Below are 16,221 nucleotides of genomic sequence, written 5' to 3' on the forward strand. Positions count from 1 at the left end.
CGGCTCACCAGTTGCGGAAGCGCTTGGGCGGGTCGTACAGGCCGCCCGATGCACGCACGAGGTCCTTGACCGACCGCGCGGCCAGCAGGTCGCGGGTCGCCATCCGCTTGTCGATGCCCAGATCCTCCGGCCGGCGGATGACGCCACGGTCACGCAAATTCTCCACCATGCGGCGGTCGCGCCCACGCCCGACCGGGGTGTAGCCGGCAACGCCGCGGATCGCCTGTTCCCGTTCCTCGGCATTGCGGCAGAGCAGCAGGTTGGCGATGCCCTCCTCCGTCAGGATGTGGGTGACGTCGTCGCCGTAGATCATCACCGGCGGCAGCTCCATGCCGGCGCTTTCCGCCAGTTCCCAGGCGTCGAGCCGATCGACGAAGGCCGGCTGCATATGCTCGCGGAAGGTCTCCACCATCTGGACGACCAGCTTCTGGCCGCGCGGCATCTGACCACTGCCCTCCCGCGCCTCCCGCCCGGCCTTCAGCCATGCCGGGCTGGCATGGCGGCGTCCGCGGGCGTCGGCCCCCATGTTGGGAGCGCCGCCGAAGCCGGCGATGCGCCCCAGCGTGGCGGTGGAGCTGTTGCCGGCAAGGTCGATCTGCAGGGTCGAACCGATGAACAGGTCGCAGGCGTAATGGCCGGCCGCCTGACACATCGCGCGGTTGGAGCGCATGCTGCCGTCGGCCCCGGTGAAGAACACGTCCGGCCGCTCGCGGATATAGGCCTCCATCCCCAGCTCCGAGCCGAAGGAATGGACGCTCTCGACGAAGCCGGCCTCGATGGCGGGGATCAGCGCCGGATGCGGGTTCAGCGCCCAGTGGCGGCAGATCTTCCCCTTCAGCCCAAGGGACTCCGCATAGGTCGGCAGCAGCAATTCGATGGCGGCGGTGTCGAAACCGATGCCGTGGTTCAGCCGCTGCACACCATATTCGGCATAGATGCCCTTGATGGCCATCATCGCCATCAGCACCTGGATTTCCGAAATCTGCGCCGGGTCGCGAGTGAACAGCGGTTCGATGTAATGCGGCGTCGGGCTCTGGATGACGAAATCGACCCAGCCGCCGGGGATGTCGACGCGCGGAACCGTGTCCACCAACTCGTTCACCTGGGCGATGACGATGCCGCGCTTGAAGGCGGTCGCCTCGACGATGACCGGCGTGTCCTCGGTGTTGGGACCGGTGTAGAGATTGCCGGCGGCGTCCGCCGCCTGGGCGGCGACGAGGCTGACCCTGGGCGTCAGATCGACGAAATAGCGGCCGAACAGCTCCAGATAGGTGTGGATGGCGCCGATGGCGATCCGCCCGTCCGCCACCATGCGCGCCAGCCGTGCTCCCTGCGGGCCGGAGAAGGAGAAGTCGAGCTTGGAGGCGATGCCGCGCTCGAACACGTCGAGATGCTCCGGCAGGGCCAGGACCGATTGCACCATGTGCAGGCCGTTCACCCGCGCCGGATCGACCGAGGCAAGGGTGCGGGCCAGGAAATCGGCCTGCTTCTGGTTGTTGCCCTCCAGACAGACGCGGTCGCCCGGCTCCAGCACCGCTTCCAGCAGCGCACGGGCGTTCGCGGCGGTGACGCGCTTTCCATCAGCCAACCCGGCGGCGCGGGCCAGCCGCTCATCGCGGTTCCGCCCTTGCAGATTCCAATCGCGCATGGCGGTCAGCCCCCGCGTTGCCGGTGGGCCGTCGGCGCGCACACTCCGCGCCCGACAGGCTGGCGGTCGACCTGTGCGGACATGCTGTCCCTCCCTCTCGCTTGCGATGTGGAGGTCAGCTTGCCGTATCCGAACAGGCCCGTGAAGGCCAATTTTGTATACATCAGGAAAAAATCTGCCGGCGCGGAATACGCGTTGCGGCGAAGATCGATTTGCCGTATACCGTGGTGACACAAACAATCTTTAAGTCGAGCAATCCGTGCCCGAAGGCGAAAGCCGTGGCCGGGCACCGGCTGCCGCACTCTCGGCAACACGTCACCACCCACGCCCCCTTCGCGGGCTTGAGCAACGGAGAGGAGAAGGACCATGGTCGTCTATGGTGTCGCCCTGCTGGCGGCCTGCATGCTTGCAGGGCTGGTGGTCGGTGATCTGCTGGGCATTCTGATCGGGGTGAAGGCGAATGTCGGCGGCGTCGGCATCGCCATGCTGCTGCTGATCCTGTTCTCCGACCATCTGAAGCGGACGCTGCGGATGAACGCGCTGGCCGAACAGGGCATCCTGTTCTGGAGCGCGATGTACATCCCCATCGTCGTCGCCATGGCCGCCCAGCAGGACGTGGTGGCGGCGGTGAAGGGCGGTCCCGCCGCCCTGATCGCCGGGGTGCTGGCGGTGGTGCTCAGCTTCGCGCTGGTCCCGGTAATCGCCCGCATCGGCCAGCCCGCCGACGGCCGTGACGACCTTAGCCAAGCCGATGCCGCCTGCGCGGTGCCCCTGAAGAGCGGAGAGTGACCGCCATGTTCGACGTCCTGACCGATGTCCTCGTCAAGAACGGCCTGCTGACCGCCTTCGCCGTCGTCGGCGCCACCATCTGGGTGTCCTACTGGCTGTCGCGCCTCCTGACCAACGGGCGGCTGCACGGCTCTGCCATCGCCATCATGATCGGGCTGGCGCTCGCCTATGCCGGCGGCGTCTCCAGCGGCGGGCACAAGGGGCTGGCCGACATCAAGCTTTTGTCCGGCATCGGCTTCATGGGCGGGGCGATGCTGCGCGACTTCGCCATCGTCTCCACCGCCTTCGGCGTCAGCTTCGGCGAGATCCGCAAGGCGGGGCTGAGCGGCGTGGTGTCGCTGTTCACCGGCGTGCTGTTGTCCTTCGTCGTCGGTGCTGCGGTGGCGCTGGCCTTCGGCTATTCCGACCCGGTCAGCATGACCACCATCGGGGCCGGGGCTGTCACCTACATCGTCGGCCCGGTGACCGGCGCGGCGCTGGGGGCAAGTTCCGACGTGATGGCGCTCAGCATCGCCGCTGGGCTGGTGAAGTCGGTGCTGGTGATGATCTCCACGCCCTTCATGGCGCCCTATATCGGTCTGGACAACCCGCGCAGCGCCATGGTCTTCGGCGGGCTGATGGGCACCACCAGCGGCGTGGCCGGCGGGCTGGCCGCCACCGATCCGAAGCTGGTCCCCTATGGCGCGATGACCGCGACCTTCTACACCGGGCTCGGCTGCCTGATGGGTCCGTCGGTGCTGTTCATCGCCACCCGCGCCCTTATGGGCGGCTGAGACGCCCCCCATCCTCTTCCACCGGCGGCGAAGCCTGTCTATCCTGCCCGCTGGCGACGCCGCTCCGGAGATTCAGCCTTGGACCAGTTCGACCCCCAGTTCCCCGCGTCCGAGACCGACATCGTGTCCGAGGAGAAGGGCCTGTTGTCGGACCAGATCCGCGTCGCCCTGGCAGACGAGATCGCGACCGGCCGGCTGAAGCCGGGCACCCCGCTCGACGAACAGCAGATCGGCCAGCGGTTCGGCGCCTCCCGCACCCCGGTGCGCGAGGCCCTGCGCCAGCTCGCCACCACCGGCATGGTGGAGGTCCGGCCGCGCCGCGGCGTGGTCGTCGCCACCATGACGGCCGAGCGCATCATGGACATGTTCGAAATGACGGCGGAGATGGAGGCGATGTGCGTCCGCCTCGCCACCTACCGCATCACGCCGGTGGAGCGCAGCCGGCTGCAGACCATGCATGAATCGTCGGCGGAAATGGTGCGGGGCGGCGATCTCGGCGCCTATGACGACTTCAACCGCCGTTTCCACGAGGCGATCTATCACGCCACCCACAACCAGTTCATGGCCGAACAGGCGGTCGGCGTCCGCGCCCGCCTCGCCGCCTTCCGCCGCACGCAGCTGCGCCACGGCGACCGGCTGGCGACCTCCCATGCCGAACATGGCGAGATCCTCGCCGCCATGGCGCGCGGCGACGGGGAGGAGGCCGCCCGCTGCATGCGCGCCCACATGCTGAACGCCAGCTGCGCGCTGACCCGCTACATCCAGGAACTGGACCTGACCTGAATGGGCGACCGGTTGGGTGGCTGAACGCAGTGTTGAAATATTCCATCGGCGGCGCGAGCGAATATTACTGGCGCTGGCAGGCGATCCTCTTTGCCTGATTCAATCAGGGTCATCCTGCAATGTTGCATTCGCGTGAACTTAACGCTTTGGCCCGATAAACTGCTCAAGGATCTCACCTTGGGCTTTTGCCACCATGGGCGTCGCAGCCTGCACCAGCCATACGGCCGATCAACGTTGGTCCACGAACGATTTATCGGCATTCGACCTGATCGCCGATCCGGTCTGGCTGGTCGATCTGCAGACGGGCCGTGCGCTGTGGGCGAATGCGGCGGCCTGCGCGCTTTGGGGCGCCCGGTCAGCCGGGGACCTCGCGGCGAGCGGCGGCGGCCTTCCCGATGCGGTCCGGCAGCGGCTGTCCGAATATGCCCGGCGTCTGGCGACCGGCGAGCGGATCGGCGAGTGCTGGACTGTCGCGGCCGGTGATACGCAGACCGTCCTGTCCTGCGACTGCAGCGGGCTTCACCTGACGGACGGGCGGTTGGCAATGCTCGTCCATGGCAGGCCGCTTTCCGCCAACGCCGCGCCGCCGTCACCGGACATGCGGCTGTCGCGGATGGTGGAGCATCTGCCGATGGCCGCCGCCTATGTCGAGGGGGAGCGGATCTTCATCAACCAAGCGGCGGAACGGCTGACCGGCTACCGGCAGGAGGATCTTCCGTCGATGGACGCATGGTTCGCGGTCGCCTATCCCGGCCGCGATCATGAGGTCCGCCTGCGCTACGACGCGGCCCGGCTGGCGGAAGCCTCGGTGCTGACCGAACTGCAGATCACCTGCAAGGACGGCAGCCGGCGCTGGATCCGCTTCTTCGCCTATCTCACCCAGGGCGGGGAGGTGTGGCTGATGGAGGACGTGACCGACCACCGCGCCACGCTGGAGGCCTTGCACCATGATCGGGCAGTTCTGCAAAGCCTGATCAATTCGATGCCGGACTTCGTCTTCTTCAAGGACCGCGACGGCAACTATCTGAATTACAACCATGCGGCCCTCGACTATATCGGCTGGATGCCGAAGCCGGATCGCCCGCTGCGCGACCTCGACATGGTCGATGCCGAAACCGCCGGGCGTCGTCGTGAAGCCGACCTGCGCACCATGCGCGAGGGAATGACACGCGGCGAGGAGTGGTTCATATACCCCGACGGCCGGCGGCGCCTGATGGAGACCGTCAAGACCGCTTGCCGCGATCCCAATGGCACCATCCTGGGCGTCGTCGGCATCTCCCGCGACATCACCGACCGCCGCCGGATGGAGGAGATGCTTCGGCGCAGCGAGGCGGAGAAGGACCATCTCGCCAACCATGATCCGCTGACCGGCCTGCCCAACCGCCGGCTGTTCTTCGCCCGCACCGACGGGGCGCTCGACCATGCACGGCGCATCGGCCAGCCGCTCGCCCTGCTGTTCATCGATCTGGACGGCTTCAAGCCGGTGAACGACCGTTTCGGCCATGATGCCGGCGATCAGGTGCTGCGGGTGACGGCGGAACGGCTGACCGGTTGCCTGCGATCCTCCGACCTCGTGGCGCGGATCGGCGGCGACGAGTTCACCGTCCTGCTGGAGGGCGCCGGGTCCGTCGCCGACGTGGAGCGCATCGCCGGCAAGCTGATCCATGCGCTGTCGGCGGAGATCACGCTCGGCCGCCGGACGCTGTCGGTGGGCGCCAGTATCGGCATCGCGCTCTTCCCGCGCGACGCGGACGATGCGCAGGACCTGCTGAAGGCCGCCGACGACGCGCTCTACCAAGCCAAGCATGCCGGCCGGGGCCGCTTCGTCGTCTGCGACGCCCGTCCGGCATGATGTAGCAACACTACAGAAGCGCAGCCGGTGCAAGAGCGATGCAGCGCTCTTAGCGATTCCGTTGAAAATCCGCCGTTTTCTTGTGCCAGCCTCGTGGATATGCGTCCCACCCCTGCGACCGAATGGCCCAGGCGGTGCGCTTGCCAGCGCCGTCCGGACGGGAGTATGTAGTAAAGCTACATGGCGGCAGCGAGGACATCGATCGATGAACATGGACAGCAAGGATGTGGGAGGCTGGAGCCAGCCCACCCCGCAATCACTCGACGCGCTGATGCCCGACGCCATCGCGCTCGCCGCCGAGAATCTGGGCGTCAAGAAGGCCCATTACGACACCCCCACCCTGTTCGCCCTTGCGGTGCTGGCCGGCGCCTTCATCGCCATGGGCGGCCTGTTCGCCACCGTCACCATGGCGGGCGCCGAAGGCATGATGCCCTACGGGGTGACCCGGTTGCTGGGCGGTCTGGTCTTCTCCATGGGGCTGATCCTGGTGATCGTCGGCGGCGCGCAGCTGTTCACCGGCGACGCGCTGATGGTGATGGCCTGGGCCAGCGGCCGGCTGCATGCCCGCGAGATGCTGCGGGTGTGGACCACGGTGTGGATCGGCAACTTCGTCGGCGCCGCCGGCACGGCGTTGTTGGTCTTCCTGTCCGGGCAATACACCTTCGGCCATGGCGCAGTCGGCGCCTCGGCGCTGTATTTCGCCGCGACCAAGAGTTCGTACCCGACCGATCAGGCCTTCTTCCTGGGCATCCTCTGCAACGTGCTGGTCTGCCTCGCCGTCTGGCTGGCGCTCGGCGCCCGCAGCGTCGGTGACAAGATCCTGGCGATCACCTTCCCGGTCGCCGCCTTCGTCGCCGCCGGCTTCGAGCACTGCGTCGCCAACATGTATTTCGTCCCGCTCGGCCTGCTGATCGAATGGGGCGCGCCCGACAGCTTCTGGCACGACCTCGGCCGCGCGGCACCGTCGATCCCGGTCGGCCACTTTCTGGTCAACCTCGCCGCCGTCACGATCGGCAACTGGATCGGCGGAGCGGTGATGGTTGGCGCCGTCTACTGGTTCATCTACCGGCGCCCCAAGCTGCGCTGAGCGGCGCCAAACTTCCTCCACCAGTTCACCTCCCTCTCCAAGCCGTCATCTCCGCGAAGGCGGGATCCAGGCTGCCTCGCCGGCTTCCCTCCGCAAGCCCTGGATTCCCGCCTTCGCGGGAATGACGGCCGAAATCGAAACGGCCCCCCCGGCCCCACCGAACAACCTCCACACACGGGACATCCCTTCCCATGAGCGCCATCACCGAAATCCGCGCCCGCGAAATCCTGGACAGCCGCGGCAACCCGACCGTCGAAGTCGACGTGACCCTTGAAACCGGCGCCTTCGGTCGTGCCGCGGTGCCGTCGGGCGCCTCCACCGGCGCCCACGAGGCGGTCGAGCTGCGCGACGGCGACAAGTCCCGCTTCGGCGGCAAGGGCGTGCTGAAGGCCGTTCAGTCGGTCAACGGCGAACTGGCCAAGGCGCTGATCGGCATGGATGCCGGCGACCAGCGCGTGCTCGACATGACGATGATCGAGATCGACGGCACCGAGAACAAGAGCCGGCTCGGCGCCAACGCCATCCTGGGCGTGTCGCTGGCGGTTGCCCGCGCCGCCGCCGAGGATGCCGGCCTGCCGCTCTACCGCTATGTCGGCGGCGCCTTCGCCTCGCTGCTGCCGGTACCGATGATGAACATCGTCAACGGCGGCGCCCATGCCGACAACCCGATCGACATCCAGGAATTCATGATCATGCCGGTGGGTGCCGAGACCGGCGCCGACGCCATCCGCATGGGTTCCGAGATCTTCCAGTCGCTGAAGAAGAAGCTGAAGGACGCCGGCCACAACACCAATGTCGGCGACGAGGGCGGCTTCGCCCCCAACATCGGCTCGACCGACGAAGCGCTCGGCTTCGTCATGAAGGCGATCGAGGCCGCCGGCTACAAGCCGGGCGACGACGTCATGCTGGCGCTCGATGCCGCCTCGACCGAGTTCTTCAAGAACGGCAAGTACGAGCTGGCCGGCGAAGGCAAGTCGCTGTCGCCGGAGCAGATGGTCGCCTACTGGTCCGATCTGGTCGGCCGCTTCCCGATCATCTCGATCGAGGACGGCATGGCGGAAGACGACTGGGAAGGCTGGAAGGCGCTGACCGACGCCATCGGCAACAAGGTGCAACTGGTCGGCGACGACCTGTTCGTCACCAACCCCAAGCGTCTGGCCCAGGGCATCCGCCAAGGCGTCGCCAACTCGATCCTGGTGAAGGTCAACCAGATCGGCACGCTGTCGGAGACGCTGGAAGCGGTGGATATGGCGCACAAGGCCGGCTACACCGCCGTCCTGTCGCACCGTTCGGGCGAGACCGAGGACAGCACCATCGCCGATCTGGCGGTCGCCACCAACTGCGGCCAGATCAAGACCGGCTCGCTGAGCCGTTCGGATCGTCTGGCCAAGTACAACCAGCTGATCCGCATCGAGGAGCAGCTCGGCGTCGCCGCCCGCTTCGCGGGGCGCGGCATCCTGAAGGCCTGAGTTACCGGACTCCTGAAGTCCCCTGCCCGGCAACCCCTCCGCCCCGCCCTCTCCCGCCCCCGGAGAGGCGAAAACGGACGGATGGGCTGCACCTGAAGGGACTTCATGGACGGGCGGCGGGCGTCACGATCGCTGAGACGTTCCGCCGTTGTGCCCCCTCCTCCCGTCTCTCCCCGGGGGGAGGGGGAAGCCCCGTCGGACGGCACTTGTCTCCCTCTCCCGGGGCGGGCTACGGGATGCACAGCACTCACGGGCGATTAAAGCACTGGAAACATGACACTTATTTGGCCGTCCTTCCCGCGAAGGCGGGAATCCAGCCGTTTCAGCCGCTCAGCTGCGAAGTTTCCTGGATCCCCGCCTTCGCGGGGATGACGAAAAGTTCCTGTTGTTCCAGAGGCTTGATGTCGCCCATGATTGTGTGCATCCCGTAGTCCGCCCCGGGAGAGGGAGATCGCCTCCCCTGCGGCAAAGTGTCAGGCGCCCGGCTTTCCAACAGTTCCATGTTGCGATGCACAGTTAATATATTAATATATCTACGGTTCCCGGCGCGGCGCAGAACGCTGGCGCAAAACGGGCGACGCCCTCGGATGAAACACTGGACGGCCACCGCTTCCGCCCCTTCCCGACGCCGCCCCATCGGACCGTAAAACGGGCCGCTTGCTCGACCCGGTCAACCGGAGTGTTCAAAAATGCGTGCCAGTGGTGAAGCTTCCGGCAATGGCGCCTGCGCCGTGGTCGAGAATGTGACCTTCGACGAAATCCAGATCGGCCAGTCGGCCAGCCTGTCGCGCCAGCTCACCCTGATGGATGTGGAGCTGTTCGCCACGGTGTCGGGCAACATCAACCCGGCCCATCTCGACCCCAAATTCGCAGCCGACAGCCGGTTCCAGAAGGTGATCGGTCCGGGCATGTGGTCGGGGTCGCTGATCTCCGGCGTGCTGGGTACCTATCTGCCGGGCGCCGGCTCGCTCTATGCCGGCCAGAGCCTGCAGTTCCGCCGTCCGGTCGGCCTCGGCGACATCGTCACCGCCACCGTCACCGTGATCGAGAAGCGCCCCGCCAGGAACGTCGTCGTCTTCGACTGCGTCTGCACCAACCAGGACGGCGAGATCGTCGTGCTCGGCACCGCCGAGGTGATCGCCCCGACCCAGAAGGTCGCCCGCCCGGCGCACGAGCTGCCGCAGATCCAGATGATCCGCCACGACAAGCACGACGCGCTGCTCGCCAAGTGCGACGAGCTGCCGCCGGTCGTCACCGCCGTTGCCTATCCCTGCGACGCCAGCTCGCTTCAGGGGGCGGTCGAGGCGGCGCAGGCAGGCCTGATCGAGCCGATCCTGGTCGGGCCGGAAGCCCTCATCCGCAAGGTCGCCGCCTCCAGCGGCCTGGACATCGCCCGCTACCGCATCGTCGACGCCGCCCACAGCCGCGCCGCCGCGGCAGCAGCCGTGGCGCTGGCCCGCACCGGCGAGGCCGAAGCGGTGATGAAGGGCAGCCTGCACACCGACGAGCTGATGGGCGAGGTGGTGAAGAAGGAGACCGGCCTGCGCACCGCCAGCCGCATCAGCCACGTCTTCCTGATGAATGTGCCGACATATTCCAAGACGCTGCTGATCACCGACGCGGCGATCAACATCTACCCGACGCTGGAGGACAAGGTCCACATCGTCCAGAACGCCATCGACCTCGCCAAGGTGCTGGGCGTCGCCACCCCGCGCGTCGCCATCCTGTCGGCGGTCGAGACGATCAACCCGAAGATCAACACCACGCTGGAAGCCGCCGCGCTGTGCAAGATGGCCGACCGCGGCCAGATCACCGGCGGCATCCTCGACGGCCCGTTGGCCTTCGACAACGCCATCTCCGCCGAGGCGGCGCGCACCAAGGGTATCACCTCCCCCGTCGCCGGCCAGCCGGACATCCTGCTCGCCCCCGATCTGGAGGCCGGCAACATGCTGGTCAAGCAGCTGTCCTTCCTGGCCAACGCCGACCTCGCCGGCATCGTGCTGGGCGCCAAGGTCCCCGTCATCCTCACCAGCCGCGCCGACAATGTGCGGGCCCGGCTCGCTTCCTGCGCCGTCGCCTCGCTGGTCGCCGCCGCTCAACGCCAGCCCAAGCTCGCGCTGGCCGCCGAATAGGACGTCACCGTCATGGCCGCATTGTCAAACTCCAGCGAGGACGCCTGCCTCGTCATCAACGCAGGCTCCTCCAGCCTCAAATTCTGCGTCTTCCAGGGTGGCAGCGCCGCCGAGATCGAGCCGGTCGTCACCGGCCAGATCTCCGGCATCGGCACCGCCCCGCGCTTCGAGGCGAAGGACGCCGCCCGCCACAAGATCGCCGACCACAGCTGGGCCGCCGGTGAGAATCCCGGCCGGCCGGAGCTTCTGCACCATCTGCTCGACTGGATCGGCGATACGCTGAAGGGCGCCACGCTGGTGGCCGCCGGCCATCGCGTCGTCCATGGCGGCACCCGCTTCTCCGCCCCCGTGCGCGTCACCGCGACGGTGCTCGACCAGTTGGAGGAACTGATTCCGCTCGCTCCCCTGCACGAGCCGCACAACATCGCCGCCATGCGGGCGCTGGCCCAGGTCTATCCGTCGCTGCCGCAGGTCGCCTGCTTCGACACCGCCTTCCACCAGACCCAGCCCTGGCAGTCGCAAACTTTCGCCATCCCGCGCGAGCTGACGGCGGAAGGCATCCGCCGCTACGGCTTCCACGGCCTGAGCTACGAGTACATCGCCCACCGCCTGCCCCAGATCGCACCGGAACTGGCGAACGCCCATGTGGTGGTCTGCCATCTCGGCAGCGGTGCCAGCCTGTGCGCCATGCGCGCCGGGCACAGCGTCGACACCACCATGGGCTTCACCGCGCTCGACGGCGTGCCGATGGGCACCCGGCCGGGCGCCATCGATCCCGGCGTGCTGATCTACCTGATGCGCGAGAAGGGCTACGGCGCCGACGAGCTGGAAAAGCTGCTCTACCACAAGTCGGGCATGCTGGGCGTGTCGGGCATTTCCAACGACATGCGCGACCTGGAGAATTCCGACCTGCCGGCCGCCGCCGAGGCGGTGGAGCTGTTCTGCCACAACGTCGCCAAGCAGGTGGCGGCGCTGGCCGGCTCGATGGGCGGGCTGGACGCGGTGGTGTTCACCGCCGGCGTCGGTGAGAACTCCACCCTGGTGCGGTCGCGGGTGGCGGAGAAGCTGTCCTGGCTCGGCGTTTCCATCGACCCGGCGGCCAACCGGGCGAAGGCAACCCGCATTTCCGCCCAGGAGAGCCGCGTGCCGGTCTTCATCATCCCGACCGACGAGGAACGGATGATCGCCCGTCACACGCTGGGCGTCATCGCCGCAGAGCAATTGAGCCGGGCGGCCTGAGCGTAGCACACGCCCTCTCCCCTCCTACAGGTCCCCTCTCCCCCCCGGGGAGAGGGTTAGGGTGAGGGGGGCGCAGGGCGAAGATTCTCGGGATAGCCACGCTGTGCATCCCCCTCACTCCGACCCTCTCCCCGGGGGGAGAGGGAGATCGGAAACATCACCATGGAACAGCCCCCCACATCTCCCGTCGCCACCCCTCCGGAAAACGTCCGGCTCGGCATCCTGTCGATGCTGCTGGCGATGGTCCTGATGACCGTCATGAACGCACTGGCCAAGCTGCTGGCGGAGAGCTATCCGCTGGGCGAGGTCACCTTCTTCCGCAACCTGTTCGCCCTGCTGCCGGCGGTCGCCATGGTCGCTGCGGCGGGCGGACGGAGCTGCCTGCACACCGATCATTGGCAGGGGCATCTGTGGCGGGCGGTCATCGGTCTGGCGTCGATGGTGCTGCTGTTCTGGGCCTATCACCTGATGCCGCTGGCCAATGCCGTGGCGATCTCCTACTCGGCCCCGCTGTTCCTGACCGCGCTGTCCGTCCCGCTGCTGGGGGAGAGGGTCGGCGCCTTCCGCTGGGGGGTGGTGGTGGTCGGCTTCGCCGGCGTGCTCATCATGGTGCAGCCCGGCGCCGGCCTGCTCGACCGCGGGGCGCTGGTCGCGCTGGTCGCCGCGGTCTGCTACGCGCTGGCGATGATCGCCATGCGCCAGTTGGGCCGCACGGAACGGCCGGTGACCACGGTCTTCTACTTCACCGTGATCTCCACCCTGCTCAGCGCGCTGGCGTTGCCCTTCGGCTGGACGACGCCGGACGGGCATGCGCTGGCCCTTATGGTGGCCATGGGGATCGCCGGCGGCGGCGCGCAGTATTTCAGCACGCGGGCCTATGCGCTGGCCCGGGCGGTGGTGGTCGGACCCTTCAGCTACGCCAGCCTGATCTATGCGTCGGTTCTCGGCTGGCTCGTCTGGGGCGACGTGCCGGCCCCGCACGTGGTGATCGGCGCCACGGTGGTGATCGGCAGCGGGCTGCTGATCCTCTACCGCGAAACCCACCGGAGTGCCGCTCCCCCTCCGGCGCGACGGGCGGAACCAACAACGAGACTGGTTTGAAGGAAAGGACAGGCATCATGCTTACGACCGATGCCCAAGGCAGCGCGGCTTCGCACCTGACCGGCCGGCTTCGCCTGATCGTGGGCGGCCGCGACACGGGAGGCAGGACGCCCGTCGGCAGGACTGCGGCCGGCAGGACGGGACGGCCCGGCAACGGGGTCTGCGCCATCGTCGGCGGCGTAAACCTGTCGGCCAAGCTGGACCTGCTGGTCCGGCTGGTGACGCGGGTCGACGTGCTGGCGCTGGGCGGCGGCATCGCCAACAGCGTCCTGGCGGCGACCGGCACCGACATGGGCGCCTCGCTGTGCGACTACCAACAGGTCGACGGGGCGCGCAAACTGCTGGACCGGGCGAAGGCCTGCGGCTGCGACGTGCTGCTGCCGGTCGACGTGGTGGTGGCGACCGAGGCGCGGAAGGGGGCGGAGGACCGCATCGTTTCCTGTTCCGCCATCGGGCCCGAGGACATGATCCTCGACATCGGCCCGGCGACGGCGGCGCGGCTGACCGCCTGTGTCGAAGCCGCCCGGACGGTCGTCTGGACGGGTCCGCTCGGCGTCTGCGAAATCGCCCCCTTCGACGGCGGCACCGACGCGCTGGCGTGGTTCATCGCCCGGCGCACCCGCGACGCCGGCCTGCGGTCGGTGGCGGCCGGCGACGACACCATCGCGGCGCTGGCCGCGGCCGGGGTGGAGGACCGCTTCAGCGAGCTGACCACCCGCGACGCCCTGCCGGCATGGCTGGATGCGATGTCGCCGCGCGCCGTTCCCGCCTGAACGGACATTGCAATCTCTGCGGGTCGAAACCCGCCTTCCCTGGTTAATTCGAGTCTCCGCTGCCATCGGCACGAGACCGCAACCGAACGACTGGAGCACATCATGGCTGTACGGGTAGCGATCAACGGTTTTGGCCGCATCGGCCGTCTGGTTCTGCGCGCCATCTACGAGAGCGGCCGCAAGGACGTGGAGGTCGTGGCGATCAACGACCTCGCCGATCTGAAGGCCAACGCGCACCTGCTGAAGTACGACAGCGTCCACGGCCGCTTCCCCGGCACCATCGAGACCGGGAATGGCGTGCTCATCGTCAACGGCCACTCCATCAAGGTCGTGCAGGAGCGTGACCCGGCCAAGCTGCCGTGGAAGGATCTCGGCATCGAGATCGCCATGGAATGCTCGGGCATCTTCACCAAGCGTGCCGACGCCGCCAAGCATCTGGAAGCCGGTGCGAAGAAGGTGCTGATCTCGGCCCCGGCCACCGACGAGGACATCACGGTCGTCTACGGCGTCAACCACGACAAGCTGACCGCCGAGCACCGGATCGTCTCGAACGCCTCCTGCACCACCAACTGCCTGGCCCCGGTCGCGCATGTCCTCCACAACCTGCTGGGCATCGAGAAGGGCTTCATGACCACGATCCACTCCTACACGGGTGACCAGCGGATCGTCGACACCAACCACAAGGACCTGCACCGCGCCCGCGCCGCGGCCCTGAACATGATCCCGACCTCCACCGGGGCCGCCAAGGCCGTCGGCAAGGTGCTGCCGGAACTGAAGGGCAAGCTGGACGGCACCGCGATGCGCGTTCCGACCCCGAACGTGTCGGTCGTCGATTTCAAGTTCACCGCCAAGCGCGCCACCTCGGTCGAGGAGATCGTCAAGGCGATCGGTGAGGCCGCCGACGGCCCGTTGAAGGGCATTCTGGCCGCCTATGACGAGGAACTGGTGTCGTCGGACTTCAACCATGACCCGAACAGCTCGACCTTCGCCAGCAAGGAAACGAAGGTTGTAGACGGCAATTTCGTTCGCGTCATGGCATGGTACGATAACGAGTGGGGCTTCTCCAACCGGATGGCCGACACCGCGGTCGCCATGGCGACCGCCAAATAAATCAACCACGCCGACCCAGACCCGAAGGAGCCGGACGATGAGCAAGACGATCATGTGGACCGAGACCGATGCCAAGGGCTTCGAGTCCGAGTGCCTGTTCAACGAGGACAGCCGCCAGTACGAAGTGATGGTCTGCGCCTCGGGGCGCCGGCTCTGCCGGTCGGAGTCCTTCCCGGCCCAGTCCGACCCGATGCAGGGGATGAGCGACGACGACCGCCAGCGGGCGTTGAAATGCGCCGAACGGCTGGTTTCCGAGATCGAGCACGATCTGGGCGACCGCTGATCGGGCGGAACCGGCCTTCTTTACCCTGTCCGGCCGGCGTCGTCGCGGCGCCGGCCCCTCCCCCCTGGTCGCCGCAACCCTATTGACCGCAGACCGCCGAACAGGAAATAAAGTCGTATACGAATTATACGCGGGATTTCCTGTTGGCCGCGCAGACCGTTCCGTTCCGCCGCTTCTCCACCAGCCTTCTTCCGGAGAGGGAGCGGTTCGGCGCATGGCGGGACGCCATGACCTCGGTCTATGAGATTGCTCCGCTGGACGAGGATGCCTGCCGCCGCTTTGCCGGCACGGCGACCAGCGCCCATCTGGGACCGCTCATCGTCGGCACCATGGATGTCGATGCGCTGGCCTACCACCGCTCGCCGGCGAAGATCCGGTCCGACCACATGGACCATTTCATCATCCGCCTGGACCGGTCCGGCGCCGCCGGCAATCGGGCGGATGAAATCCTGGTCAAGGACATGGGCCGGCCGCTGGCGCTGCCGCCGATGCGGCTGGACGGCGCCTGCATCATCATCCCCCGCGATGTCATGACCGGCATGCTGCCACGCGCCGACGCGCTGCACGGCACGCGCCTCGGCGGCATCATGGGGCGGCTGCTGGCCGACCATATGCGAACCCTGGCCCAGACCGTGCCGGCGGCGACGGTGGAGGAGGCACCGCAGGTCGTGCGCGCCATCCGCGACATGGTCACCGCTTGTCTGGCGCCCAGCCATGATGCGCTGGTCCAGGCGCAGCCGCAGGTGGCCGCCACCCTCATCATGCAGGCGCGGCGCCACATTGACGCCAACCTGACGAACCCGGACCTGTCCCCCGACCAGCTGTGCCGGGCGCTCGGCCTGTCACGTTCGGCGCTTTACACGCTGTTCGAGCCCCATCACGGCGTCAACCGCTACATACTGGAACGCCGTCTGCTGCGCATCCGCGAGCATCTCTGCGATCCGGCCGAGCGGCGGCGCATCGGCGAGATCGCCTTCGCCTACGGCTTTGCCAGCGAGGCGCATTTCAGCCGGGCCTTCCGCCGCGCCTTCGGCTGCTCCCCGTCCGAAATGCGTGCCGGGGCATATGCCGGTCCCGCGACCGGCTCGGCTCCGGTGAACGCCGCCGGCGGCATCGGCGGCGAGTTTCCGGAGTGGCTGCGCCGACTTCGCGCCTGACCGCGGATACGGCGGACGCTGGGTC

General features: G+C 67.6%; 14 protein-coding genes. 13 read left to right on the forward strand and 1 reads right to left on the reverse strand.

The annotated features are described in order from the left end of the window. Positions 1 to 4: 4 nt before the first annotated feature. Complete coding sequence (gene mdcA, locus FZ029_RS26035; RefSeq protein ID WP_149272580.1) at positions 5 to 1,648, reverse strand: malonate decarboxylase subunit alpha; 1,644 nt, start codon at positions 1,646 to 1,648, stop codon at positions 5 to 7. Between the two features lie 366 nt (positions 1,649 to 2,014). On the opposite strand from mdcA, the gene madL reads away from it, so the two are divergent. The 13 genes from madL (at position 2,015) to FZ029_RS26105 (ending at position 16,196) form a co-directional block, all read left to right on the forward strand. Beyond that, positions 2,015 to 2,437, forward strand: coding sequence for a malonate transporter subunit MadL (madL, locus tag FZ029_RS26040; protein WP_149272581.1), 423 nt, complete (start codon positions 2,015 to 2,017; stop codon positions 2,435 to 2,437). Between the two features lie 5 nt (positions 2,438 to 2,442). Beyond that, positions 2,443 to 3,210 carry a malonate transporter subunit MadM gene (gene madM, locus FZ029_RS26045; RefSeq protein ID WP_149272624.1) on the forward strand — a complete coding sequence of 256 codons (768 nt, stop codon included), beginning with the start codon at positions 2,443 to 2,445 and terminating at the stop codon, positions 3,208 to 3,210. A gap of 78 nt (positions 3,211 to 3,288) precedes the next feature. Beyond that, on the forward strand, positions 3,289 to 3,993 hold the full coding sequence (locus FZ029_RS26050) for a GntR family transcriptional regulator (RefSeq protein ID WP_247892508.1): 705 nt from the start codon (positions 3,289 to 3,291) through the stop codon (positions 3,991 to 3,993). Positions 3,994 to 4,186: 193 nt separating this feature from the next. Further along, positions 4,187 to 5,845, forward strand: coding sequence for a sensor domain-containing diguanylate cyclase (locus tag FZ029_RS26055; protein WP_149272582.1), 1,659 nt, complete (start codon positions 4,187 to 4,189; stop codon positions 5,843 to 5,845). Positions 5,846 to 6,050: 205 nt separating this feature from the next. Next, complete coding sequence (locus FZ029_RS26060) at positions 6,051 to 6,932, forward strand: formate/nitrite transporter family protein (protein ID WP_149272583.1); 882 nt, start codon at positions 6,051 to 6,053, stop codon at positions 6,930 to 6,932. A 191-nt stretch (positions 6,933 to 7,123) separates the two neighbouring features. After that, on the forward strand, positions 7,124 to 8,401 hold the full coding sequence (gene eno / locus FZ029_RS26065; RefSeq protein ID WP_149272584.1) for a phosphopyruvate hydratase: 1,278 nt from the start codon (positions 7,124 to 7,126) through the stop codon (positions 8,399 to 8,401). A 689-nt stretch (positions 8,402 to 9,090) separates the two neighbouring features. Continuing rightward, the gene (locus FZ029_RS26070) at positions 9,091 to 10,533 is read left to right on the forward strand and encodes a bifunctional enoyl-CoA hydratase/phosphate acetyltransferase (protein ID WP_149272585.1); all 1,443 of its coding nucleotides are present in this window, start codon (positions 9,091 to 9,093) and stop codon (positions 10,531 to 10,533) included. Between the two features lie 12 nt (positions 10,534 to 10,545). Further along, on the forward strand, positions 10,546 to 11,772 hold the full coding sequence (locus tag FZ029_RS26075; RefSeq protein ID WP_149272586.1) for an acetate/propionate family kinase: 1,227 nt from the start codon (positions 10,546 to 10,548) through the stop codon (positions 11,770 to 11,772). Between the two features lie 162 nt (positions 11,773 to 11,934). Then, positions 11,935 to 12,873: a DMT family transporter gene (locus FZ029_RS26085; protein WP_149272587.1), complete on the forward strand. Its 939-nt coding sequence runs from the start codon at positions 11,935 to 11,937 to the stop codon at positions 12,871 to 12,873. A 17-nt stretch (positions 12,874 to 12,890) separates the two neighbouring features. Next, positions 12,891 to 13,646 carry a phosphoglycerate kinase gene (gene pgk, locus FZ029_RS26090; RefSeq protein WP_149272588.1) on the forward strand — a complete coding sequence of 252 codons (756 nt, stop codon included), beginning with the start codon at positions 12,891 to 12,893 and terminating at the stop codon, positions 13,644 to 13,646. A 102-nt stretch (positions 13,647 to 13,748) separates the two neighbouring features. Next, positions 13,749 to 14,756 (forward strand): type I glyceraldehyde-3-phosphate dehydrogenase, encoded by a 1,008-nt coding sequence (gene gap / locus FZ029_RS26095; RefSeq protein WP_149272589.1) that lies wholly within the window; start codon positions 13,749 to 13,751, stop codon positions 14,754 to 14,756. Positions 14,757 to 14,793: 37 nt separating this feature from the next. Next, complete coding sequence (locus FZ029_RS26100; RefSeq protein WP_149272590.1) at positions 14,794 to 15,039, forward strand: hypothetical protein; 246 nt, start codon at positions 14,794 to 14,796, stop codon at positions 15,037 to 15,039. 143 nt (positions 15,040 to 15,182) lie between these two features. After that, complete coding sequence (locus tag FZ029_RS26105; RefSeq protein WP_149272591.1) at positions 15,183 to 16,196, forward strand: helix-turn-helix domain-containing protein; 1,014 nt, start codon at positions 15,183 to 15,185, stop codon at positions 16,194 to 16,196. Positions 16,197 to 16,221: the final 25 nt, after the last annotated feature.

It is taken from the genome of Azospirillum sp. Sh1 (assembly GCF_008365135.1).
GTDB classification, from domain to species: Bacteria; Pseudomonadota; Alphaproteobacteria; order Azospirillales; family Azospirillaceae; genus Azospirillum; species Azospirillum oryzae.

Bases quoted from the DNA above. Each gene is read 5' to 3' on its own strand.
- mdcA (WP_149272580.1), bottom strand. From the start codon at position 1,648: ATGCGCGATTGGAATCTGCAAGGGCGGAACCGCGATGAGCGGCTGGCC.
- madL (WP_149272581.1), top strand. From the start codon at position 2,015: ATGGTCGTCTATGGTGTCGCCCTGCTGGCGGCCTGCATGCTTGCAGGG.
- madM (WP_149272624.1), top strand. From the start codon at position 2,443: ATGTTCGACGTCCTGACCGATGTCCTCGTCAAGAACGGCCTGCTGACC.
- FZ029_RS26055 (WP_149272582.1), top strand. From the start codon at position 4,187: ATGGGCGTCGCAGCCTGCACCAGCCATACGGCCGATCAACGTTGGTCC.
- FZ029_RS26060 (WP_149272583.1), top strand. From the start codon at position 6,051: ATGAACATGGACAGCAAGGATGTGGGAGGCTGGAGCCAGCCCACCCCG.
- eno (WP_149272584.1), top strand. From the start codon at position 7,124: ATGAGCGCCATCACCGAAATCCGCGCCCGCGAAATCCTGGACAGCCGC.
- FZ029_RS26070 (WP_149272585.1), top strand. From the start codon at position 9,091: ATGCGTGCCAGTGGTGAAGCTTCCGGCAATGGCGCCTGCGCCGTGGTC.
- FZ029_RS26075 (WP_149272586.1), top strand. From the start codon at position 10,546: ATGGCCGCATTGTCAAACTCCAGCGAGGACGCCTGCCTCGTCATCAAC.
- FZ029_RS26085 (WP_149272587.1), top strand. From the start codon at position 11,935: ATGGAACAGCCCCCCACATCTCCCGTCGCCACCCCTCCGGAAAACGTC.
- pgk (WP_149272588.1), top strand. From the start codon at position 12,891: ATGCTTACGACCGATGCCCAAGGCAGCGCGGCTTCGCACCTGACCGGC.
- gap (WP_149272589.1), top strand. From the start codon at position 13,749: ATGGCTGTACGGGTAGCGATCAACGGTTTTGGCCGCATCGGCCGTCTG.
- FZ029_RS26100 (WP_149272590.1), top strand. From the start codon at position 14,794: ATGAGCAAGACGATCATGTGGACCGAGACCGATGCCAAGGGCTTCGAG.